At 63.7% G+C, this 23,309-nt stretch carries 21 protein-coding genes; 9 read left to right on the top strand and 12 right to left on the bottom strand.

What is annotated here, in order from left to right; genetic code table 11:
• The first annotated feature begins 237 nt into the window (after nt 1–237).
• From MSIL_RS13640 to MSIL_RS13630, 3 genes are all read left to right on the top strand, one after another.
• Nucleotides 238–471 carry a hypothetical protein gene (locus MSIL_RS13640; protein ID WP_012591671.1) on the top strand — a complete coding sequence of 78 codons (234 nt, stop codon included), beginning with the start codon at nt 238–240 and terminating at the stop codon, nt 469–471.
• A gap of 158 nt (nt 472–629) precedes the next feature.
• On the top strand, nt 630–1,409 hold the full coding sequence (locus MSIL_RS13635) for an alpha/beta hydrolase (protein WP_012591670.1): 780 nt from the start codon (nt 630–632) through the stop codon (nt 1,407–1,409).
• Between the two features lie 23 nt (nt 1,410–1,432).
• Nucleotides 1,433–2,689, top strand: a complete 1,257-nt coding sequence (locus MSIL_RS13630) for a cupin domain-containing protein (RefSeq protein ID WP_012591669.1) — start codon at nt 1,433–1,435, stop codon at nt 2,687–2,689.
• Between the two features lie 41 nt (nt 2,690–2,730).
• On the opposite strand, the gene MSIL_RS13625 is transcribed toward MSIL_RS13630, so the two are convergent.
• Nucleotides 2,731–3,588, bottom strand: coding sequence for an NAD(P)H-binding protein (locus MSIL_RS13625; RefSeq protein ID WP_012591668.1), 858 nt, complete (start codon nt 3,586–3,588; stop codon nt 2,731–2,733).
• Between the two features lie 98 nt (nt 3,589–3,686).
• Between MSIL_RS13625 and MSIL_RS13620 the strand changes: the two genes are divergently transcribed.
• Both MSIL_RS13620 and MSIL_RS13615 read left to right on the top strand, forming a co-directional pair.
• Nucleotides 3,687–4,589, top strand: coding sequence for a LysR family transcriptional regulator (locus MSIL_RS13620; protein WP_012591667.1), 903 nt, complete (start codon nt 3,687–3,689; stop codon nt 4,587–4,589).
• Between the two features lie 269 nt (nt 4,590–4,858).
• Nucleotides 4,859–5,911: a DUF2252 family protein gene (locus MSIL_RS13615; protein WP_012591666.1), complete on the top strand. Its 1,053-nt coding sequence runs from the start codon at nt 4,859–4,861 to the stop codon at nt 5,909–5,911.
• A gap of 69 nt (nt 5,912–5,980) precedes the next feature.
• Here MSIL_RS13615 and MSIL_RS13610 read toward each other — a convergent pair whose 3' ends face one another.
• The 11 genes from MSIL_RS13610 to MSIL_RS13560 form a co-directional block, all read right to left on the bottom strand.
• Nucleotides 5,981–6,586, bottom strand: coding sequence for a cysteine dioxygenase family protein (locus tag MSIL_RS13610; protein WP_012591665.1), 606 nt, complete (start codon nt 6,584–6,586; stop codon nt 5,981–5,983).
• Between the two features lie 16 nt (nt 6,587–6,602).
• Nucleotides 6,603–7,391 (bottom strand): ABC transporter ATP-binding protein, encoded by a 789-nt coding sequence (locus tag MSIL_RS13605; RefSeq protein WP_012591664.1) that lies wholly within the window; start codon nt 7,389–7,391, stop codon nt 6,603–6,605.
• Nucleotides 7,385–8,425, bottom strand: a complete 1,041-nt coding sequence (locus MSIL_RS13600; protein ID WP_012591663.1) for an ABC transporter permease — start codon at nt 8,423–8,425, stop codon at nt 7,385–7,387. The genes MSIL_RS13605 and MSIL_RS13600 overlap by 7 nt, the downstream gene beginning before the upstream one ends.
• The gene (locus MSIL_RS13595; RefSeq protein WP_012591662.1) at nt 8,412–9,515 is read right to left on the bottom strand and encodes an ABC transporter substrate-binding protein; all 1,104 of its coding nucleotides are present in this window, start codon (nt 9,513–9,515) and stop codon (nt 8,412–8,414) included. The genes MSIL_RS13600 and MSIL_RS13595 overlap by 14 nt, the downstream gene beginning before the upstream one ends.
• A gap of 21 nt (nt 9,516–9,536) precedes the next feature.
• Nucleotides 9,537–10,706: an acyl-CoA dehydrogenase family protein gene (locus tag MSIL_RS13590; RefSeq protein WP_012591661.1), complete on the bottom strand. Its 1,170-nt coding sequence runs from the start codon at nt 10,704–10,706 to the stop codon at nt 9,537–9,539.
• A gap of 28 nt (nt 10,707–10,734) precedes the next feature.
• Nucleotides 10,735–11,868 carry an LLM class flavin-dependent oxidoreductase gene (locus MSIL_RS13585; protein WP_012591660.1) on the bottom strand — a complete coding sequence of 378 codons (1,134 nt, stop codon included), beginning with the start codon at nt 11,866–11,868 and terminating at the stop codon, nt 10,735–10,737.
• Between the two features lie 98 nt (nt 11,869–11,966).
• Entirely contained in the window at nt 11,967–12,725 is a 759-nt protein-coding gene (locus tag MSIL_RS13580) for an energy transducer TonB (RefSeq protein WP_012591659.1), read from the bottom strand.
• Between the two features lie 44 nt (nt 12,726–12,769).
• Nucleotides 12,770–13,153 carry an ExbD/TolR family protein gene (locus tag MSIL_RS13575; protein ID WP_012591658.1) on the bottom strand — a complete coding sequence of 128 codons (384 nt, stop codon included), beginning with the start codon at nt 13,151–13,153 and terminating at the stop codon, nt 12,770–12,772.
• Complete coding sequence (exbB, locus tag MSIL_RS13570) at nt 13,146–13,574, bottom strand: TonB-system energizer ExbB (protein WP_012591657.1); 429 nt, start codon at nt 13,572–13,574, stop codon at nt 13,146–13,148. The genes MSIL_RS13575 and exbB overlap by 8 nt, the downstream gene beginning before the upstream one ends.
• Nucleotides 13,575–13,661: 87 nt before the next feature.
• Entirely contained in the window at nt 13,662–15,386 is a 1,725-nt protein-coding gene (locus tag MSIL_RS13565; protein ID WP_012591656.1) for a ShlB/FhaC/HecB family hemolysin secretion/activation protein, read from the bottom strand.
• Nucleotides 15,387–15,416: 30 nt separating this feature from the next.
• A complete protein-coding gene (locus MSIL_RS13560) occupies nt 15,417–18,593 on the bottom strand; it encodes a two-partner secretion domain-containing protein (RefSeq protein WP_012591655.1) in 3,177 nt (1,058 codons plus the stop codon).
• Between the two features lie 588 nt (nt 18,594–19,181).
• On the opposite strand from MSIL_RS13560, the gene MSIL_RS13555 reads away from it, so the two are divergent.
• The 4 genes from MSIL_RS13555 to MSIL_RS13535 all read left to right on the top strand — a co-directional run bounded on the left by MSIL_RS13555 (nt 19,182) and on the right by MSIL_RS13535 (nt 23,307).
• Nucleotides 19,182–19,994: a molybdate ABC transporter substrate-binding protein gene (locus MSIL_RS13555; RefSeq protein WP_187148657.1), complete on the top strand. Its 813-nt coding sequence runs from the start codon at nt 19,182–19,184 to the stop codon at nt 19,992–19,994.
• 200 nt (nt 19,995–20,194) lie between these two features.
• Nucleotides 20,195–21,055 carry a molybdate ABC transporter substrate-binding protein gene (gene modA / locus MSIL_RS20250; RefSeq protein ID WP_012591653.1) on the top strand — a complete coding sequence of 287 codons (861 nt, stop codon included), beginning with the start codon at nt 20,195–20,197 and terminating at the stop codon, nt 21,053–21,055.
• Between the two features lie 477 nt (nt 21,056–21,532).
• The gene (locus MSIL_RS13540) at nt 21,533–22,369 is read left to right on the top strand and encodes a helix-turn-helix transcriptional regulator (protein ID WP_012591652.1); all 837 of its coding nucleotides are present in this window, start codon (nt 21,533–21,535) and stop codon (nt 22,367–22,369) included.
• 335 nt (nt 22,370–22,704) lie between these two features.
• On the top strand, nt 22,705–23,307 hold the full coding sequence (locus tag MSIL_RS13535; protein ID WP_012591651.1) for a DUF1326 domain-containing protein: 603 nt from the start codon (nt 22,705–22,707) through the stop codon (nt 23,305–23,307).
• The last annotated feature ends 2 nt before the right edge of the window (nt 23,308–23,309 follow it).

The following is a 23,309-nucleotide window of genomic DNA, read 5'->3' as shown; positions in this document are numbered from 1 at the left end:
GACGCGTCCAATCCACAATCACCCTGGTCCAGCTCTCCAACCGCGAGCGCGCTCCGGATTGCGCGCTCAAACATCCACGAGAAAAAGGCGTCGCCCGCGATATGCCGGCAAACCTAAGTATGAAAGACGCGATCTACAGAAGTTGTATTGTTACATCGTCATCTGTTCCGAAAATTGGAGCGGAGGCCGCAACAGCCAGGGGGCTTTGCGCATTAACTTTCACGATGGAGCATTCCGATGCAAAAACGCCTGATCTACGCCTCGTCGCTGTTCGTCGCGCTGGCCCTTGCCGGCGGGGCTTCGGCTCGCAGCGCGAACTCCTCGATCAACTACGGGGAAATCACCGGCCCCGGCGGCAACACCCGAATGGTGATTATGTCCTCGAAGACCCTCAGCCCCTCCAATGAGGTTGGTTCGCATTCGAGCATTTATGACAGCACGCATGGCTATAGCAGCGACGACGCGCATTGAAGCGTCCTTAATCGACGCCTTGTCTACCGGCCGTTCAGCATTGCTGAACGCCAACATCCTTCGGCCGCTCCAGCTCTATGGGGCGGCCGCAACGCGCCAGTCAGGTCAACCCGCCCGTGCAGCCCATTTCCGAAGACAATAAGACATAAGGAGCCATTATGCTTAAGAGCGGATGTAATCTTCATCGCGCCGCGGTCGCGGCTTTGCTTTTGGCCGGCGTCTCGGTCCCGGCCCTCGCCGAACCTGCGAAGAATATCGTGCTGGTTCATGGGGCCTGGGTCGACGCCTCCGGCTGGAAGCCGGTCTACGAAATCCTTGTCAGGGATGGATACCATGTCACAATGGTCCAGGAGCCGCTGACTGCGCTTGCCGACGATGTTGCGGCGACAAAGCGCGTTCTCGACCTGCAGAGCGGTCCAACAATCCTCGTCGCCCACAGCTACGGCGGCTCGATCATTACCGAAGCGGGCGTGCATCCGAATGTCGTCGGCCTCGTCTATGTCGCCGCCCATGCGCCGGACGTCGGCGAAGATGAAGGCGCCCTCGGCAAGGGCATGCCCAGCTTCACGCAGAGGCAGGAGGGCGCGATCCAGCACACGGCCGACGGATACACTTTTCTCAATCGCGCTGACTTCCACGCGGACTTCGCCGCCGATCTGCCGCGCGAGCAGGCCGACTTTGAGGCGAGCTCGCAGATCCTGACGGCGGCTCAGGTTTTCACGACGCCAATGACAGCCGCCGCGTGGAAAACGAAGCCAAGCTGGGGGATCGTCGCCGACGACGACAAAATTATCAATCCCGATCTTGAGCGATGGTACTATGCCCGCGCCAAGAGCCATACCATCGAACTCAAGGGCGCGAGCCACTCGGTCTATGAATCGCGTCCGAAGGAAGTGGCGGCGGTGATCGAGGACGCCGCGAAACATGCCGCGCCCTAAACGACAGCATGGGAGAAACGAACATGGACGAGCTTTCACGGCGTAACATACTGGCGCTCGGCGCGGCGGCGAGCGTCGCGGGGATTGGCCCCGCAGTCGCCGGCCCCTCTTTCGGTAACCCGGACGAGCCGCCCCAGGGCGTCATCAACACCACAGGCAATCCGGCCAGCGTGACCATTCCGGGGCCGCATGACGACGTCATGTCGGGTCAGTTCCCGACCTCGATCAATCCGCCGCCGACGGACGTCGGCGCGCTGCCGGAGTTCTGGGCGACATTCAACAACGCGCAGCGGCGCATCCAGAACGGCGGCTGGGCGCGCCAGGTCACGCAGGAAAGCTTTCCGATTTCGACGACGATCTCAGGCGTCGACATGCGTCTCGCCGCGGGCGCGATCCGCGAGATGCACTGGCATCAGGCGGCGGAATGGGCTTTCGTGACCTATGGTTCATGCCGCGTCACCGTGCTCGACCCACAGGGACGCGCATCGGTCGCCGATGTGAAGGAAGGCGATCTGTGGTATTTTCCGGCCGGCTATCCGCACTCCCTGCAGGGGTTAGGCCCGGATGGCGCACAGTTTTTGCTTTGCTTCGACGACGGCAAGCAGTCCGAATATGACACGCTGTTGCTGAATGAGTGGTTCGCCCACACGCCGCCGGACGTCCTCGCTCTAAATTTTGGCGTGCCGGCCGAGACCTTCAGCAAGATCCCGCTGACCGACACCTACATCTTCCAAAGCGAACTCCCCGGCTCGCTTGCGGCCGACCTCGCCGCCGTCAAGAGCTCCGCCGGCCTGCCGCCCAATCCGTTCGTCTTCTCGCTCGGAAGCGGCCCTGTGGCCAAGCAGACCAAGGGCGGAATGGTGCAGATCGCCGACAGCGACAATTTCAAAGTTTCGAAAACAATCGCCGCCGCCCTCGTCACCGTTCATCCCGGCGGCATGCGGGAATTGCATTGGCATCCGAACGCCGACGAGTGGCAGTATTACATCAAGGGCGCCGGCCAGATGACTGTGTTCGACACCGGGCCGAAGGCGGTCACGACCAATTTTCATCCGGGCGACATCGGCTACATCAAGCGCAACTTCGGCCACTACATCAAGAATGTCGGCTCCAATGACCTCGTGTTCCTCGAAGTGTTTCGCGCGGATTCCTATCAGGACATCGGCCTGTCGGACTGGTTGACCCACACGCCGCCGCAAATGGTGACGTCGCATCTGAACATCCCGGCCGACGTCATCGCCAAATTCCCGCGCGCGAGCGTCGGGGTCGTGCCGGTCTAAGCCCCTCGCGTCCGCCGCGGCGCGATCCGGCGTTCATGACGTTAGAGCAGAGGGCGCAGCGCCGTTTCCAGCGGCGTCGGCCCCTTGACGGATGCGACGCGGGGGCCGCCCTCGAAGGCGATCCAGCCTTCGTTGAAGCCGTCCAGCATCCGCATGCGCGGCTCGGGGTTGTGCATGCCTTGCGCGCGAAAGACGCCCTCCCACTGCGATCGTGGCGCGGCTTCGGCGACGACGGGCCGATCCAGCAGCTTGGCGAGCGCCGCGGCGAGATCGTTTGGCGACACAAGCGCAGGCGCTTGCAGCTCGATGACTCGCCGGCCGATCCAGTCTCCTTGCAGCACTTTGGCCGCGAGGGCGCCGATGTCCGCGGTTGCGACCATCGGGATGGCGCGGTCGAGCGGCTGCAAAAAACTGCGCAGAACGCCCTCCTCGCGCGCTGGCGCAACGTCCCAGGCGGCGTTCTCCATGAACCAGGCAGCGCGCAGGAAGGCGACCGGCAGGTCAAGGCCGCTGAGCTCCCGCTCCATCAATCCGAGTTGGCTGAGGAGATTTTCCTGCGCCGCCTGCGCGCCGACAGTCGAAAGACATACGACGCGAGCCGGCCGCGCCTCCTCCAATGCGCCGCGCACGGCCGCGATAATGGAGCGCATTTCCGGAAAGCCAGGGGCCGGGTCGAACAGCGGCGGCAACAGGATGAAAACGCCCGCGGCGTTCGCGAAGGCGCGCGCGAGGGCGTTGCGGTCGGACATTTCCGCCAGCGCCACGTCGCATCCCCGTCTTCTCCAGCGCTCGGCCTTGGCTGCGTCGCGAGCCACGGCCCGGACGGGGACGCCTTCCGCGAGCAGCCGTTCCGCGACGGCGCTTCCGACACGGCCTGTAATACCGGTGATCGCGAACATCGATGTCTCCTTTTGACGCGCTCCTTGTCGCACAGGCGCATTCATGCGTTAACTGCGGCCTTGTCAGATTATAGATGACAAAAAAATCAGGAGCAGCCATGACCTTCGACGCGCGCCTCCTCTCTGGCGTCGGCGTGTTGATCGCGGTGGTGGAGACGGGAAGCTTCGTCCGCGCCGGGGAAAAACTCGGGCTATCGGACTCAGGCGTCAGCCGCGCCATCGCGCGGCTAGAGGCGCGGCTCGGCGTTCGCCTGCTCGACCGGACGACGCGGGCTCTGCGGCTGACCGACGACGGGCGCCGCTTTCACGCCGAGGCGACGCCCCTCCTCCTGCAATTGGCCGATGCGGCGGCGGAGCTTGGCGCGGCCCGCGCCAATGTTCGCGGACGGCTGCGCGTCGAGGTCGATCCGTTCTTCTCGCGGCTCGCGCTGGCGCCGCGGCTCGGCGCGTTTCTCGATCGCTATCCCGATTTGACGCTTGAGCTCATCACGACCGAGGCGCCGGGCGATCTCGTCGCGCGCGGCTTCGACCTCGCAATCCGCTTCGGCGAACCCCGCGCCGGCGGCCTGATCGCCCGCAAGCTGCTCGACACGCGCATTCTGACGGTGGCCTCGCCGCGCTACATCGAGCGGAACGGGCGGCCCGCGCAGCCGCGCGATCTCGTCCGCCACCGCTGCATTCAGTATCGCGATCCGGCGAGCGGCCGGCCCTTCGCATGGGAGTTTCGCAAAGGCCGCAAGATCGTGCCGGTCGAGGTGGAAGGGCCGCTCACGGTGAGCGACGTCGGGACCATGCTGCAGGCGGCCACGGCCGGCGTCGGCGTTGCGCAGGTGATGGCGCTCGGCAGCGAGGCGCTGCTCGAGAGTGGCGCGCTGGTCGAGCTGTTTCCCGATTGGCCCGACGAGACGTTCCCCCTTCACGCCTTTTATCCCTCGCGCCATCAGCCCTCGTTGAGGGTAAGGGCGCTGATCGACTTTTGCCTTGAGCTCGGCGTGGCCTGAGCGGCGGCCTCAACGCGCCGGCTCGACGAACCGCCGCGCGGAGGGCGCCGAGCCCGAACGGCTCTTGCGCATCATTTCCGCGCCTGCGTAATTGGCGATACGAGCCAAGCAACCGTCGCTCAGACAGTTCTCTGTTGCGGACCAAAGAGCGGGCCACAACATGCATCGCGATCAATCTTTCTCCTGTTGTCCTCCTCCGTGATCAACGCGTTTGACGAAATCCAGGCCCGTCATGAAGGCGAATCCAGAAGCCGGAAGGAGTAGCCGAGATGTCTTTTGTCGACGAAAACACGGCCTTTGAAGAGTGGCTTCGCAGTCAATGCCACGTCGTCGAAGCGGACCTTGATTACAAGCATGTGAGGATGAAGAAGGACGCCTTCACATTCCTGCGTGCGACGTTTTTCCGCTGGGCGCAGCGCATCGAGACGATTTGCCCGACCCTGCGCGAGGCGCCGGCGGCGCCAAGCGTTGGCGACGCCCACACGGAAAATTTTGGCACGTGGCGCGACGGCGACGGCCGATTGGTATGGGGCGTGAACGATTTCGATGAGGCGGCGGTGATTGCATATCCGTTTGATCTCGTTCGCCTTGCCACAAGCGTCAGGCTCGCTCCGGGCGCGGCCCTCGACAATCATGCCGCCGCCAAGGCGATCCTCGATGGATATGGGGAGGGACTTGATCGACCAGGGCCCATGCTGCTCGATGAGAACGCGACCTTGATGCGGCCTTTCGTCGAAGGCGCCGAGGACAGTCCGCGCAAATTCTGGGACGAGGTCGCGAGCTATCCAGCGGCGGAGCCGCCGGGCGAGGTTCAGGACGTGCTTCGGCTGAGCCTTCCCGCCGATGCTGTCGTCGAAAGGTTCGCGTCACGCCGAAAGGGCGGGGGAGGGTTGGGACGCCCGCGCTTCGTCGCGGCCGCGCGCTGGCGCGGCGGCGGCGTCGTCCGTGAGGCGAAGGCGCTGGTCCCCTCAGCGTGGAACTGGGCCCATGGCCGAGGCGGTTCAGCGCCGTCTTTCTCCGACCTCGCCACGGGCAAATATCGATCGCCCGATCCATTCCTTCGCGACGTCGGCAAATTTATTGTCCGGCGGATCGCCGCCGATTCTCGCAAAATCGAACTCGGCGAGACCGCGGGCGCGGAGCTCAGTCTTCGACTGCTGAGCGCCATGGCGATGGATCTGGCCTCAATTCACGCCGTCAACAATTCGGACAGGCAAGCCATTCGGGAACATCTTGTTGCGCAGCCGCCCGACTGGCTTCACGACGCCGCCGCAGCTGCTGCGGTTGATGTGAAAAAAGACTTTGACGAATGGCGGCGCTGACGCGGTCAGATGGCGGCGTCCAGATCGGCCGTTGCCGAGGGCCGGAGCCGGCGCAGCGCAACGGGCCTGTTATGACGATCTTCGGCCGGTCTCGCCATGGCTCCAGAGATTGGGCACGGCCGTGTTAGAATAGCCCGAAATAAACGGCTTTTGCGCGCCCGTCGCCGGATCGAAGACGGCGCGCGCGACCGCGCCGATATTGCCGCCATAGACGTGGATGCTGATCGAGGTTCGATCGTCATAGGCGTTGGCGACGGTGTGAATGTCGCCGAGGCGCGGCGACACCGCCGTGACGTCGCCGCGCTCCAGGCGCTCCGTCGCGCCGGCGATCAAGGCGCCGCCGGGCGACGCGAAATAGGACGTCGAAATCTCCGCGCCGCGCAGGACGCCGACGAGTCCCCAGACACGATGATCATGTACCGGCGTGCGCTGGCCAGGACCCCAGACGAAGCTCACCACCGAAAGTCGCGCGAGCGGGTCCGCGTGCAGCAGATATTGGCGGTAATAGTCCGGCCCCGGAATGGCGTAATCCGGCGGGAGCCAATCGTCCTGCGCGATGAGTTCGGCCAGCAAAGGCCTGATCCGCGCAAGCTGCGCCGCTTCGTCCGGCGGCTCGCCGTCGATGGCGCGCGTCGCCGCGACGACGAAATCGCGCAAGCGGTAGAGATTGCTCATGGCGTTGACTCCTGTCCTACCAGGACGCTTCCAGCCCGAGAAGGGCGAGAATCTGTCGGCGCTGCTGCACGAGATCTGGATCGTCACGATGCCGCGGATAGGGCTTGTCGACGCGGATGTCGGCGATCGCCCTGGCGGGCCGCGCGCTGAAGACGATGACCCGCGTCGCCATCAGCAGCGCTTCCTCGATGTCATGCGTGACGAGCAAGACCGTGAAGCCGGCGCGCCGCCACAGATTGACAATTTCGCCCTGCATCGCGAGGCGCGTCAGGGAATCGAGCCTGCCGAGCGGTTCGTCGAGGATCAGAAGATCGGGATCATTGACGAGAGCCCGCGCCAGCGCGACGCGCTGCGCCATGCCGCCCGAGAGCTGATGCGGATAGGCTTTGGCGAAGGACTCAAGTCCGACGAGACGCAGGGCGTCGTCGACGCGGCCGCGCCGGCTGCGCAAAAGACCCTGCGCCTCGAGGCCGAGGGCGACGTTGCGCCAGACCGTGCGCCAGGGATAGAGCGTCGGGTCCTGGAAGACGACGACGCGCGAGGGATCGGGGCCGAGGATCGTCCTTCCGTCGGCGCTGATCTCGCCCGACGTCGGCCGATCGAGGCCGGCGACGAGCCGCAGCAGGGTCGACTTGCCGCAGCCGCTCGGCCCGAGCAGCGCGACGAACTCGCCGCGCGACGCGGAGAAACTGATGCGCTCCAGCACCGGCAGCGACGTCCCGCCAAGGTCGAACCGGTGACTGACATCGCGAATGGCGAGATCGAGGCCTGCAGCCGGGGCTTCGGCATAAGCAAGGCTCACCATTTCACCTCGGCCTTCTGGTAGGACATGAGGCGCGCGCGGACCTTGAAAAGAAGCGTAATGAGGCCGGCGCACATCGCCGACATGACGAGCAGCGCCGCATACATATTGGCGTAAGACGCCCAGCTCTGCGCCCATTGCAGATAGAAGCCGAGGCCCGCCTTGACGCCCATCATTTCCGCGGTGACGAGCACCGCGAAAGAGGCGGAAAGGCCCATGAACAGGCCGACGAAGACATGCGGCAGCGCCGCGGGGACCGCGACCCTCCAGACGAGAAACCACCGGCCCGCGCCGAGCGTGCGCGCGACGTCATAATAGGCCGTGTTGACGCTCGACACCCCCGATGAGGTCAGCACCGCGACCGGAAATCCGGTGGTGAGCCCAATCAGGAAAATCGAGGCGCTCCAGCTCGATGGAAAAGCAAAGAAGGCGATCGGCAGCCACGCCGTCGCCGGCAACGGCCCGATCAGCCGCAGCACCGGGTGGACCCAATAGCCGAAGCGGCGCGACCAGCCCAGCCAAACGCCGATCAGGAAACCGGCCGAAGCGCCGAAAGCAAAGCCAAGCAGCTCAAGCTTGACCGAAGCCAAAACGCTCTCGGCGAGCTTTGCGTAGTCGTCAGTAAAAACTTCGAGGATCGCCTGCGGCGGCGGAAAGAAGGGTTGCGGCAACACGCCGGTCTTGGCCGCCAGCAATTCCCATATCGAGAAGGCAATCCCCAGCGCGCAGAGCCAGGGCGTCAAGCGGCGCAACGGCGCGGCGCGGGCCGTGGCCGCCGGCCCGAAAGCGCCGAATTCGACGCAAGCGAGCGCCGCTAGGCAAAGGCCGATCACGCTGGCGGCGATCGCCAATTCCGATCCGCGACCCCATTCGCCGACATCGGGCCATCGCAGCGTCAGCGCGGCCAAAGCGAGCCATGTCGCCGCCGCGGTAGAGGCGAGGGCGGCGCGCGAAAACCCTCTTTCGGCGGCCGCCGAAAATCGCTTCTCGACGGCGGCGAGAGCCGGCGCCGCCGCGTGACGATCAGCTGAGGACATCGGCATAGATGCGCGCGGCGTATTTCGCCGTATCCGTCGTCGGCTTGAAGACGGAGACGAGCTTCAACTCTTCCGCATAGCTTGCGAGCTGATCCTTCAGCGCCTGACCGACGGGATGGTGCTGATGTGTATGATATTTCGCGAGCGTCGTCAGATCGTCGAGGGAGACGCTGCCGGGCGCGAAAGGCAGATAGGTGGCGGCGGCCTCACTGGGATGAGCATGGGCGAAGTCCGCCGCCTCGAGCAGCGCCCGGGCGATGGCCGCGGCGGTCGGCCGATCGTCGCGGACCAGCCCGCCGCGCACGCCGACGATGCAACAGGCTCGCTGCGCATAGTCCCCCGAAAGATTCGACGAGATCTCCTTGAACTTGCCGTCCTTCAGCCAGAGGAAGGTGTTGGGATCCGTATCGGCGATGGCGTGCGCCTCGCCTTTCTCCACGGCGGCGCGCAGAAGCGGTCCCGGAAACGGCTTGAAATCGACGTCCGCGACGGGATCGAGCCCCGCCCTTTTCAGAGCGATCGCGAAGAAGTTTTTTCCCGGCGCATTCATGTCGCTGACGGCGATCGTTTTTCCCTTGAGGTCCTTGAGATCGCCGAGCCCGGAGTCCGCCGGAACGAGAAGGCGCAGGCAGCCGCCATGAGTGCTGGCGATGATCTTGACGTCAAAGCCCTGCTCCAGCGGCTTCAGCCAGCGCAGGGCCATGCCGATTGCGGCGTCGGCTTTGCCGGTCGCGAGCGTCTCGAGCAGTTGGTCGGTCGAGCCGGAGTAGTTGATGAGGTCGACGTCGAGCCCATGTCTTGCGAAGAAGCCTTTATCCTTGGCGACAGTGACGGCGACGAGGCAGGGCGCGCCGGCGTTCCAGGCGAAGGTGATTTTCTTCAGCGGCCCGGCCGCGGGCGCCGGACCGTCGGCCGCGACGCTGCAGATCGGCAGCCCCTGCGCGTCGATCGCCGCGCGCGGAAAGGCGAAGACGCGGCCGGCCGCGAGGGCTGCGGGCGCTCCGACGGCCGCCGCGGCGGCCCCGGCGATAAAAATGCGGCGGGACGATGCGACGCCCGCCGGTTTGTCGCTGTCTTGACGGTTCGTCATGTCATGGCTCCCGGTTCCGGTTCAATTTGCGGATAAAGCGCCCGCAGCGGTCAGGGCTTGCCGCCCGCCGCCAACGAGGATGCTGTCGTCTTGCGGCGAGTGGACGCGCGCGCAGAGAATGTCGCGATAGTGCCGCTCGAGCGGATTGACCTGCGAGAGGCCCGGATTGCCCGAGACTTCCAGCGCCTTCGAGACCGCCTTCAGCGCATTGGCGGTCACGGCGTGCTTGAGGTAGTAGCTGTCCTGCTGCGCCGGCGTATCGCCGCGATCGACGCGTTCGACGTGCTGGTCAAGGAGCGCGCGGCTGACGTAAAGCGCGGCGTCGATCGCGCCCAGCGCCTCCTGCATCCGCGGCAGGCTCGCCAACGGTGCGCCGAGATTGGCGGGCCGGCGATCGCGCAGGAAGCCGACGAACCAGTCGCGCGCGACGCGGGCGACGCCGTCATAGACGGTGCTGAACAGGACCGACAGCCACGCCGCCTGAAAGGCGTCCGGCCCGGAGGCGTGTTCGGCCAGAACGAGCTCGGCCGCGTGATCCTCCGGGATGTTCACGTCTTCGAGGATGACGTCGTGGCTGGCGCTCGCGCGCATGCCGAGGTGACGCCAGCTCTCCTCGATCCGGAGGCCCGGCGCGCCGGCCGGGACGACGAAAATTCCAACGCGGGGCTGCGGCTCGTCGGTGCGGGCGAAGATCGCGTGCCAGGCGAGGGCGGGACAGCCGGTGGCGAAGGTCTTGTGGCCGCTGAGCGACCAGCCTTGCGGCGTGCGCCGGGCGAGCGTCGCGGGCAGGCCGCCGCGGGCGGGCGTGCCGAGCTCCGGTTCGACGCGCAGATTGTTGATGAGGGCGCCGTCCCCAACCGCCGTGTGGAAAATGCGCTCGCGAAGGGTCGGCGGGTAGGCCGCGCTGCGCAGCATCGTCGCATGGAAAAGATATTGCTGCGTCAGCACCAGCGCCGTCGAAGGCTCGCCGCGCGCGATGCGGTTGACGACGGCCTCCGCCCGGGCGAGGCCGAAACCGCGGCCGCCGAACTCCTTGGGGACGACGAAGCCGGGCGCGCCGACGTCGCGAAGGCGCGCGATATTGTCGAAGGGGAAGGACGCCGCCGCGTCATGGGCGGCGGCTGTCTGCGCGAATTCATGCGCCAGCCCGGCTATGGCGACGTCGACATCGTCGATCTTGTCGAGATACATCTGTCCTGCCTTCTCGAACCCTGCCGGACTAGAACGACGCCGCGGCGCTCGCCAATGATCGCGGCGCCCCGCTTGTGTGGTCGGCGGTTTGCTCGGCGGCGATGAGGGCGCGCGTCAGCGGAATGAGCCGCTCCCCATAGTCGATCGCATCCTCGAGCGGATCGAAGCCGCGGAGGAGAAATGTGGAGACGCCAAGCCGCCAATAATCGAGCAACGCTTCGGCGACCTGATGCGGCGTTCCGACAAGCGCGGTGGTGTTGCCGCGGGCGCCGGTCAGCGCCGCGGCTCCCGTCCACAGACAATTGTCGAGCCGGTCGCCAAGGGCGGCGGCCGCAAGGAGACGGCGCGAACCTTCGTTGACCGGCGCTTCGCCATTCGAGCGCCCGAGCCACGCCTCACCCTTGCCGGCGATGATCGTCTCGCGGATTTTCTCCGCCCGCGCCCAGGCCTGCGCCTCCGTATCGGCGAGGATCGGGCGGAAGGAGAGGCTGAAGCGGATGACGCGGCCGGCCCGCGCCGCCGTCGCGCGCACGCGGCCCGTGATCTCGGCGACCTGGGCGCGGGTCTCGCCCCAGAGGGCGAAGACATCGGCCTGGCGCGCCGCGACAGCCACAGCGGCGTCCGAGGCGCCGCCGAAATAGATGGGAATTGGTTGCGATCGCGCCGTGCGCACGGCGGGCGAGGCCGCCTCGAAGCGGTAATAGCGCCCCGCGTGGCTGACTGGCGCGTCGCCGCCCCAAATCGATCGCAGGATCTCGATATATTCCTCGGTCCGGGCGTAACGCGCGTCCTTGTCGAGATAGTCGCCGTCGCGCCGCTGGTCGGCGTCGTCGCCGCCGGAAATCACATGAATGGCGGCCCGGCCGCCGCTCAGCTGGTCGAGCGTCGCGAACGCCCGCGCGGCGACAGGGGGCGCGACGAAGCCCGGCCGATGCGCGATGAGAAGGCCGAGGCGGGTTGTCTGCTCGGCGATGTAGCCGCCGAGCAGGAGGCCGTCAGGCGTATCGGAATAATAGCCGATGAGCGCGCGATCGAAGCCGCCCGCTTCGTGGGCGTGGGCGAAATCCTGCAGATAGCCGCGATCGAGCACGACGGACCGGTCGGCCGGATGGATTTCGGATTGTTTGCGCGGCTGGATCATGCCGATGAACTCGACCGACATGGGGTCCTCACGGATATAAGTGTATTAAGTCTATGGAATACATCAAATGATTTGGGGGCGAAACCGCCCGTGGGAATTTTTTTGATGACGCCCGGCGCCTAGCGCCTGCGGCCGAAGGCCACGGCGACCGCCACGGTCATCTCCCTGGGCGGCGGATCGAAGGGCGCGCTCAGCCGAATCGTCTTCAGCGCGCTCGCATCGAGCTTCGGCTGGCCGCTGGTCGATATGATCTTCAAGCTTTCCGGACGGATCGCTCCGCCCGGAAGGATGGTGAAGGAAACCGTCGCCGCGCCCTGCAGACCGGCTTGCCGCTCTTCGTCGGGATAGGCGAGGTGGGCCTGAACCTTTTTCGTCAGCAGTTTGACATAGGCTTTGAGGCGGTCGAGCTCCGCGTCGCGCTCCGTCCTGATCCTTTGCGCTGCGCTGCGCTCCTCGGCGCCGGCGCTCGTGTTGGCCCCCGCCCCCGGCGACGGCTGCGGCGGCGCGGCTTCAGTCGGAGGCGGGGTTGGCGCGGGAGCGGGCGGCTCTGGAAAAGTCTCTTCGGGCGGCGGGACATCCTTTGGCGGATCTTCGGGCGGCGGCGGCTCCGGGGGGGCGGCGGCAGCCTGCGCAGGCCTGCCCGCATCCGCCGCATCCTGCTCCGCGGCCCCCTTGGTCTCCTGAAGAGTCTTCTGTTCGGTCTGGGTCTCCGCGACGACGCCTTGCAGTTCGACGACGAGGATCTCCGGCTCATCGGGCCCCGCCGCCAGCTCCTCCAGCACGAAGGGCAGGGCGAGCGCGCAATGCAGCGCGAACGAGGCGGCCAGGCCGTGATAGATTGTGAACCGCGATCGTCCGCGCGCCTTTTTTTCGGGCATGAGGATGCTTGAAGATCCCGACTTCGAGACGCTCGCTGGCGGGCCTATTTCGACACGCTCTGGGTCTGCACGGCGACCTTGGTAAAGTTCAGCCGCTTCAGGATATCGGCGACGTCGATGAATTTTTGGAACGCGAGCGTCCGATCGGCGCGAACGAGGAACGTTGTCTCGGGCGGCAGCGCCCGCAAACGGCTCTCGAACATGTCTTGCGCGAAAATTTCGCCGTCGAAATAGATGTCGCCGTTGGCGTTGAGTTCGATCGTCTTGTCCTGATGCTTCTCGATCGGCGCGCGCGAAGCCTGCGGCAACGACATCGGAATGCGGCCCGTCACAATGAAATTGGCCGTGGTCAGCACGATGGTAAACAGCACCAGCATGATATCTACGAAGGGAATGACGTTAAGCGACTCGAACGGCCGTTCATCCATGGGCGATCTCCCATTGGAGCAGCAGCACCTTTGTCTTGCGCAGGAGCCCATTGTAGGCGGCGACTGACACGAGCGCGACGACAAGACCGACGGCCGTCGCCTTCAATGCGAGAGCAAGGCCGACCATGATCTTGCTGGCGTCGGTGGAGGCCTCAAGGTTCATATTGTAGAATGTCAGCATGACGCCAAGAACCGTGCCGAGGAGGCCGATATAGGGCGCGTTGGAGGCGACCGAAGCGACGATGGTGAGGCGCTTGGTCAGTTCCAGCTCGAGCGCCTTGACGTTTTGGAAAAGATTCGGGTCGAGCGAGCGATAGAAGAACGACCGCTCCAGGACGATCGCGATCACGACGATATTGAGTGCGGCCAGAAGTCCGATCACCCCGAAGTCGACGACGGCCGACAACCATTGCATCTGCATCGCGAATGTCTCCGCGCCTCGACCGCTAAGTCTTTGCGGCCAGGCGTCTGCGCTCCAAAAAAGCGCGCCGCGGCGGACTTTGCCGGTTCAGAACGTGAAGCCGACCTGCACCAGCCCCTTGGTGGTCCGGTCGTAGCTCTTCGCGCCGAAGTCGGAGCCATAGGTGTGGGCGACCAGCGCCTTCGCCAATAAGAACCGCCCGGGCGAATATTCATAGGTCGCATTGTAGCTGAGGCCGAAATCATTCAGCTGCGTGTAGCTCTTCTGCGCCAGGGTGTAGGAGCCGTTTTCCAGCCACGCGGCGCCGACGTCGGTGAAGAGGCCGACCGCATGGCGATAGCCGTAAATGTCAGGCAGGGCGTATTTCAGCTCGGGCGTCACGAGATAGCCGCTGTCTCCGCTCAGCCCTTCATCATAGGAGCGCACGCCCCAATAGCCGGTGAGGCTCATTTGCTGACTGGAATCGAGGTTGCCCGACAGCGACTTCTGCCCCCTGACATTGGCCGAAAGCGACAGCCTCTCGGCGAGCGCGAGGGTCGCGATAAAGGAGAGATTGATTTTCGCGTAATTGCCGGCGGTGTCGATCGTCGCGATATTGGCGACTTCCTGCTTGGGGTCCGGGAAGTTCACATAGCCCGCGGTGAAGGAGAAGGTCGTGCTCGTCGTCAGCGGCAGGCCGATGAAGTCGCTGAACGTGTCGCGGGTGATCGCCGCCGTGCCGAGATCGATCGTCCTCTGCGCGAAGGAAACGCCAAGCGCTTTGTCGTTCAACGACATATGGCTGTAGTTGCCCGAGATATAGATGCTGTCGTCGTGCTGGCGCCGCATCGCATAGGTCAGCGTCGCCGTTACCGCGTCGGCCGTGCCCGTCGCATCGAGACCCTCATAGACGCCGCTCAGCGCATAGGTCGTGCGAAAGGCGCCGATTTCGGCGCGCAGCCCATCGTAGAAGATTGGAAAGGAATAGGACGCGCGCCCGTTCACGAGGCCGGCCCGCTCCGAGACGATGCCGAACGCCGAGAGGCGGTCCCCATAGCCGAGCGGAGAATTCAGATTGAGGCCGCCGCTCAGCCTGTCCCGGCCGGTGAAGGGCGACCCGAAATTATCGCCGAGCAGATAGCCGTCGAGGCGGCGCGCCTCCGGCGCGCTGAACACGAAATCCGACGTCTCCGGCTGTTGCCCCGGCCCGATCGCGACCCGCGGCATGCCGGCGCCCGGGAGATCGGAAATCAACAGCATCGCGCGCTCGAGCGGGTCCTTCTGGATGACCGGCGAGCCGGCGAGCGCCTGGTCGATCACGCCGCGCAGATAATCGTCCCGGACGAGCGAGTCGTTCTTGATCGTGATAGTTCCATAGAGGCCGGGAACGAGCTTGATCCGCAGCGCGCCGCTGCGCGCGTCCTGGGCCGGGATATAGGCTTTGGCGACGAGATAGCCCTTCGTGCGGTAGAGCGTCGTGAGCTGGTCCGCGAGCCCGTAGATCTCGCCAAGCTGCAATGTGCGGTTCTCGTAGGGCGCGATCAGCTCGCGCGCCTCAGCGCCGGCGCCGAGGTCTGGACCCTCGATCTCGATGCTGCGGACAAACAGCGTCTCCTTGTCCTTCATCGTAAATTGCGGCTCGACAAGCTGCGGCAGCACGGGCGCGGCGGCCGGGGCCGGCAGCGGAGGCCGCCGCGACTGTTCGCTCTCGCGCACAGCGTCGCCGATATTAAAGGGCACGATGGGCGCCGGGGTCTGCGCCCGGGCCGGGAATGCGCCGGCCAGCATGGCTTCCAGCGCGCCACAGCCGACAAGGAACGTGCGGAGCTTCATGACGATAAACCTTTCCGAGGCGAGGGCCTGCTATTGGACTTTCCGGCCCGGCGCGTTTTTCTTCGAGGCGTCGTCCTGTAGATCGTAATGCTGACCATCGATGTCGATGCTGCGGATCGCGGCGCCGAACCCCGCGCCCTTGCCTTTGACAGCGGATTTCTGCGCTGTCCTGGTCTCCGCCTTGCGGTGGCTGGGCGCCGGTTCGCTTGACGCGGCGGACGTCTCCTCGGTCGATGCGACGCGCGGCGCGGGCTGCTCGACCTTGACATTATCCTCGGTCTTCGGTCCCGCGATCGCCGCCGTCGCGCGCTTGCCCGCCGCGGTCGCCTTCACCGGGTTCGGAGGCGTCGCTGACTCTTCCGCGTCCGTCGTCGCGACGACCGTTGCTGAGCTCGCCGCCGCTTGAGCGATCGCTGCGATCTGCCGAGCGTCTTCGTCCGCCGTGGCCTGCTCCGCAGCGGTCTGCGCTCTGGCTTGCGCCGCCGCGGCGGCGTCCGCGGCCGGTCCGACGCCATTCACAGATCCGGTGAAGACGGAGTCCGATACCGCCTGCAGGTTTCCAGCTCCGAACAGTCCGCCAGCGTCGTTTCCTGTCACGGTTCCACTGGCGGTGGAATGATCGATGCCGCCAAAGCCATTTGCGATGTCGTCCAGATTCATTCCGACCAGGGCGCCGATTTCGGAAACATTTTTACCTATGCCCGAAACATCGCCGGTCGCGGATGAATGGGAGATCGTGCCGAATTCATTATATCCGACCAGTCCGCCGATATCATAGGCGCCGGAAGCGGCCGTCGCGTGCACTTTGACGTCCCCGCTGGCGAAGCCGCCCGTGATCGTGCCTCCGCTGTTGCTCCCGACCAATCCGCCGACGCCAAATCCAGGCTGACCGAGCAACTGGCTGCTGGTGTAGTTCGCCGTCACATTGCCTGTTGCGGAGGAGTTGATGATGACGCCTGCCGTGCCGTCCCCCGGCGTATTGAAGTTGTAATTGACGCCGACGAGACCGCCGACGTTGACGCTGTCTTTTGTCGTCACCGTCACATTGGCGTTCGAATAGGCGATGGTTCCGATATTGGTTCCGACAAGGCCGCCGATGCCGCTGCTGAAAAGAAGGCCGCTGTCCGGGGAGGTGCTGTACCCGGCGGCCCGCACGGACCCATCGGCGGAAGAATAGCGAATGACGCCCCTGCTGGAATTGAATCCGACCAGCCCGCCAACGTTGGATCCGCCATGTGTGGCCGTCACGGCGACATTGGTGTGGGCGTTCGTGATCAGTCCGCCATTGTTTGCGGCCAGCCCGGCGGCGGAGCCGCCGTCCGTCACCCGCACTTTTCCCGACACATAGGCGTTGCTGATCGTACCGAGGTTATTGCCGGCCAGGCCGGCTGCCTCCTGGAAGCCCGCGATATTGACATTCGCCAGCTTGATGTCGCGGACCACGGCGGGGGAGTTGCGGCCTTCCCCGATCTGGTCGATTAAAACGGCGTCGGCGTATTGACCGTTCGCGTTCGGCGCCGTGGAGTCGATCTTGAGGTTTTTGATCGTATGGCCGAGCCCTGCGAAGACGCCGGAGAGGTTGGAGATCAAGGGGCCGTTATAGGTGACGCCCGCGGCGTCGAGGTTTTGCGCCAGCGCATAATAGCCCGTCCCCCCGGGCCCATAGGCCTGGAGCAGTGTGTCCGGGTCGTACACGGGATTGCCGTTGGCGTCGAAGAGAAGGGGCGTGATCGCCGTCAGATCCGCCATGCTGTGGATCAGCGTGTAGGCGTTTCCGTTGATGCTCAGGCTGGCGTTGGCGCCGCTGAGCGTGATCGAAGCGCCGCCGTTCCTGTTGACTCGATAATCGGTCCCGGCCGCGGCGCTCCCTGTCGTCGCGTAGCCGCCATAATTCAGCACAAGCCCGGCGCCGTCGCCGGTGGCGGTAATGGGCGCGTTGATATGGATGGTTTTGGTGGCGTCCAGCGTCAGCAGCGTGTTGGCCGCCCAGCTCACGGCGTCGTTGACGCTGATATTGCCGCTTTTGCCTTTGCCGCTCGTCGATTGCAAGGTGATGTTGTTTTCGTCGAGCAAGGCGCCGAGCCGCGCGCCGGTGATGTCGCCGCCCGTCGCCGCAATGGAGAAGCCGTCAGGGTCGATCAGCCAGCTTCCGTTCGCCGTGCTCAACGCTTTGGTCGTGACGAAGGCGCTATCGGCAATTTTGACCTTCTCGCCGCTGGTTTCGATCTTGCCGCCCTTGCCGCCCCTGGGCGCCGAGGCGTCGAGCGTGCCGCCCACCCTCACCGTGCCGCCGGAGGCGATCAGCTTGATCGAGCCGATCCGCGCCGTTCCACGTGTGGTTGCGCCGCCCTTCAGCGCCGCCATGGTGCGGGCCTGGATGATCCCCGTATTGTTGACCTGCGCCGACAAGACGGCGTCGGCCGCCTTCGCCGTCAGAATGACCCGGCCGCCGTCCGCCCGGATCGCCCGCTTGTTCTCGACCAGCGCATTGAGAGTTCCCTCGTCGATCGTGACGTCCAAAAGCGAGTCGCCGGCGAAATTGAGGGTGATCTTGTTGCCCGAGGCCATCGCCACCGCGCCGAGCGTCGCGGTGATCACGCCCTCGTTCGAGACGGTCTTGCCGAGCAGCGCGACATAGCCGCCATCGCTCGCATGGATGGAGCCCTGGTTGACCACGGACGCCGCCGACGAGCCGGAGAAGACGTAGTTCCCCGCCATGAAATTCGCGTTGGAAATATCGAGCGTCGAGGCGACGAGCCCGCCGACATTGACCTGCGCGCTCTTGCTGAAGAGGACGCCGGCGGAATTGACGAGGAAGACCTGGCCATTGGCGTTGAGGGCGCCCGAGATAATGCTCGCCTCATTGCCGACGACGCGGTTGAGCGTGACCCCCCACGCGCCCGGTTGATTGAAGTTGACGGTCTCCCCGTAGCCGATGGAGAAGCCTTGCCAATTGATAATGGCCCGGTTGGAGGATTGATTGATGTTGGTGACGCTGCCGGCCTGGCCGATGTTCGCCGAGCCATCGATCACCACGCCGCCCGAAGGTCCCGCAAGCCCGGGACGCGGCAGCGCCAGCAAGGCCGCGATCGCGGTCATCGTGGCGAAGGGGCCGTGCAAAGCGCGCAACCGAGCCGAAAGGCGCTGGCGGCGGGGCGGGGCGACGGCGCGCGTCTTGTTCGACGTTCCAACTGAAGTTGAGGGCATGGCGAACTCACACATCACGTATCAGCGCTCAGCAAGCGCTTGCTATATAAAAGAAGATATAGTACATGCTCGCTAAGTACGGAACGGCTCCGCTTACGTCAACCGGAAAATGCGCTTCAACCCCGCGCAGCGCGACGGACGCCTCATATATCCGGACGGTATGGCAAATTGGCCACGCGGTGGCTTCGCAGTGTCCTGAGCCTGTAGCGGGCCTAGCGACGCGCGGAGGATTCACGCGCAGCGGGAGGCGTCACAACGCCATGGATCTGGTTGCGCAAGATACATACACGGGCGCGCGCCTCCGGCGCGACACAGTCCGAGAGTCGCTCGCCCCATTGCTGGCGCGGCGATTCATTGTCGCGACGCAAATTGGACCGCCGCGTTAATTCCGCATCGTCGATCACACACGCGTCTCTACGAGTTTTCCCGCTGCGCGCATCACCGCGGCTGCGCTGATCGCGTGCGGGACAATGGATTATCCGGCCGGCGGCGCCAGGTCGGATAAATGGCTCAAGGCGGAAGTCACACTCCGCTTATCGAGCTTCAACAAGAAGGGGAAGTATCATGCTAAGTCGTGAAGTCAAAAAATTGGCGCTGGGCGTTTCAACCGCTTTAGCGCTCTTGTATTCGCCTGCCCATGCAACGACAATCAGAATTGGCGCGACGCCAAGTTTTTCCGACGCATTGAACGACATTATTGCATCCTTCCAGAACTACTACATAATCAATGGCAATCTGACTTATAATGTCGTCGTGACCACCGACACGACGGATAATCTGAAATCGGCCATCGTAAGCGGCGGCGCCACGGGACCTTATGATCTGTTCCTGTCTTCGGGATATGTGTCGCCGTATGATTTAGCGACAAGTAATCCGACCCTCGTGGTTGGCAGTCCATTCCGATACGCCATCGGCTCGCTGATGCTTTATTCCACATCAGTGGATATCAGCGCCGGCCTGCCGTCCTCTTTAACGAAGGATTTCGTGATCGCTGATCCGGCCACGGATTTCTATGGCAAGGCGACCGCCCAAGTATTGGCGACGACGCCCGGCATTCTGACGGCGCTCCATGGAGATCATGTCAAGACGCGCGACGATATCGGCTCGACCTTCGCTGCGGTCGACGGTGGCATTTACGGCTATGGGTTCGTCGCCAAATCGCAGATCTGCCAATATTACGGCGGCGCGGAGCATTATGTGGATGGCACCTACCACCACGAATATCGTTCCAACAATGCGGCGCATCCCTATCTCGAACTGGCGCTGAAGGGGATTAAGATCGCTCGCACGCGCGCGACGGATGAAGAGGCCGAACTGGCCAGTTTCATCAACTTCCTGACCGGCGTCGGAACGTCTGTAGGGACGGACATCCTCAAGCAATATTGCTACAAGATCCCCTAGGACCGCAGCCTGGCAGATTCGGCTTCAATATCGTTGAAGCTTATTTCCTGCCCATCAGCGCGTCATTCCCCCTGGCAGTCATGTTGGTTCGCGAGCGTGTTTTTCGCGCAGTCAACGCGCTGCATCGAGCATGTTCGGCCCTCGCGCCGAAGCAGATGAATTCGTCATAGAACATCCTATCTCCTGGAAAGGACAAGATCATGTTAAGTCGAAAAATGAGAAAGCTGACTCTTGGCGTCGCGACGGCTTTGGCGATGGCCTATTCGCCCGCTTACGCCGCGACGACGACGATCACGATCGGCGTAGCCGCGAATTTCTCCACGACGCTAAACGCCATCATCAATACCTTCAGCTCCTACTACGCCGCCACGAATACCTATAAGTTCGTGACGGTCGTCGATTCCACCACAAATTTGAAGAACGCCATCATCAGCGGCGCCGGGGCCGGCCCGTATGATCTGTTCCTGTCGGCAGACTTTGCCGCCCCGCAACAGTTACTCACCAGCTACGCCAGTTTGGTGGTGGGAAGTCCGTTTCAATACGCCACAGGCTCCCTGGTGCTTTGGTCGGGAGCCACCAATCACGTCGATATCAGCGCAGGCCTGCCGTCGCCCTTAACGACAAATTTTGTCCTGGCCGATCCGACCAAAGCGCCTTACGGAAAGGCGGCGTCGCAGGTCTTGTCGTCCGCGCCCTGGTCCATTCCGACGACGACGACATATCCTACCGGTTTTGCCCAGATTCGGCCGAATATCAACACGACCTACGCCGCAGTGAAAGACGGGACGTTTCCCTATGGATTTGTCGCCAAATCGGCCGTCTGCACAAAGCCGAGCACGACGGAAGTGTGGTACGACAGCACGCATACGTCTCACCACGAATATCTCTACAATGACGCGGCCCATCCCTACGACCAGATCAAGCAATATGGCATCAAGATCGTCAAAAGCCGTACGGCGGATCAGGAGACCGAACTCACGAATTTCCTGAACTTCCTGACCGGGGTCGGCACGACGCTCGGAACGGCCAAAATCCAATATTACTGCTATCAGCTTCCGTAAGCTTGGAAATCCGTCCGGGCGCAGCCGCGCGGCTGCGCCCGGCGCTACGCCGGGATTGGGCGTCGATCAGGACCGCCGAAGGACCAAACCTCGTCGAGCGTTTCCTCAAGACGATCAAACACGACCGCGGCGTCGCCACGCGCTACGACAAACGAGCCGACAATTTCGTCCCCGGCGCCAAGCTCGCGTCAATCCGTATCTGGTTGCGATTTAACGAGTCGAGGGCTCGGGGTTCTCGGCAGCGGCAGCCTTCGAAATCGCACCCGTATTGACGGTGACGCCCTCTGGTCATAATCTTTACCTAAGGACGGCAGCTTCGGGATCAAAAGAGGAAGCCGGCGACGCCGAAAGGCCCACGCGACTCCGGCCGCGCCACCGTAAGCTCGAGCGAAGCGCCATTAGGCGCCGGAAACGCGAAAGCGGCGCGGACGACAGGGTCTGCGCCCCCTAGAGGGCCGCTTTTCGGATCGGGGAAATATGAGCCTGACGGTTTTTCGTCCCAGTCCGGCCCTCGCGCCCTACATCTATGCCTATTGGGACTACAAGAACCTCACGGGCAAGACAGACTCGTCTCTTTCCATTCTTCCCGATACGGCGACTTATCTGTGCTTTCTCTACCAGGATCTTTTGGTGACGGCTCATAAGACCGCCACCTATCGGATTCGGAGCGGCTTGGCGGGATTTCAGAGTTTTCGCAGCGACCTCGGGGGTGATGGCGTCATCTCCGGAGTTTCGGCGCGACTCACTCCTTGGGGGCTCAACGTTTTTCGCCGCGGAGCCGCGAAGGAGTGCGCCGAGGGGCGAGTAGATTGCCGGGACGTCTTTCCTCGATACGCGATAGAGCGGATTGAGGATGATCTGGCTCGGATTGCGACTGCGCAGGATCGCATCGCGCGCATTGAGCGATATTTGTTATCGGTCTTCAACCCGCAACAGGAGGACGCGACCGTCCGGTGGGCCTGCGACCGGCTCCTCGCCTTAAGGGGAGACTGCCGAATTGTTGATCTGGCCAAAGGCGTGGGTTTGAGCAAGCGCGCCCTGGAGCGTCGCTTCGTCAATCATATCGGCGCGACGCCGAAGAAGCTCTCGCGCGTGATACGGCTGCGCAACGCCGTCTTCCAGAAAAAGCGGCTGGGGAGCTGGGCGGAAGTGGCCCATGACGTGGGCTTTTACGACCAGAGCCACATGATACATGATTTCCTTGAGCTGTACGGAATGACGCCGGAGGAGCTCTACCCTCGTGTTCACATTTCACCGACTTTTCGGTTCTCCGGCTTGCTGGATCTGTCTCCCGCAGCGCCAAGATCCCAGTGATTAGATCGAGCGCTCCAGGCTTGAGCCGCTGACCTGTCGCATTTCTCCAATACGGACCGGGACTGCGATCGTTAAAGTCCTCCCCGCATGTCTTGGCGGCCCAAGGAGAAAGCTCCCAGGGTCCTTGCCGCCGCGTGCAACGGGAGTGATCCATGCGCGCCAAGCAACCCATTGCGACAACGTCGGCGATCCCTGCCGATAAAGGCGACCAGGCGGACTTTCGGCGCCAGCGGCATAGACTGACCAAGCCTCTTTGACAGAGCAAGATCAGTCCGTCTTTTTCTCGCGAGAACCCGCTCGAGCCGCGCTCGCCCCATCGCAACAAGGAGGGTGTTATGACACAATGGAAGCTCACCGGCGCCTATTTCGAGACGTGCAACTGCGAGGCTGCCTGTCCCTGCGTGTTCGGTAGCGCGCCAACCGAAGGCTTTTGCACCGCGATTGTAGCGTGGCATATCAAGCATGGCGTGTTTGACGACGTCGCGCTCGACGGCTTGAATGTCGCCCTCTTGGTGGATGCGGCAGGCAACATGGCTGAGAACAAATGGAAGGTCGCAGCCTACATCGATGAGAAGGCCAGCGAGACGCAAAGGAATGCACTGGCGACAATTTTTTCTGGACAAGCCGGCGGCCACCCGGCCGTGCTCGCGTCCTTTTTCGGCGAGCATTTGGGTACAAAGAGCGTCGCAATGGACTATCAAGGCAATGGGAAGAATAGAAGCCTCAGGATTCCCGGAATCGCCGACGCGGAGATCGAGGCGCTGGAAGGCCAAGACGGCAAAGCGATCACGATTGAAAATCATCCGCTTTGCATCGCCCCGGGCGAGCCCGCAACAGTCGCGCGCTCCAAACATTTCCGATTGGCGGACTATGGGTATGATTGGAAGCTTTCCGGCCGAAACGGATATCTTTCCAATTTTTCTTATAGCGGCGCCTGAAC

Source organism: Methylocella silvestris BL2 (assembly GCF_000021745.1).
GTDB classification, from domain to species: domain Bacteria; phylum Pseudomonadota; class Alphaproteobacteria; order Rhizobiales; family Beijerinckiaceae; genus Methylocapsa; species Methylocapsa silvestris.
Note: the sequence above shows the minus strand (reverse complement) of the source record. Positions and strands in the feature narration are given on the sequence as shown.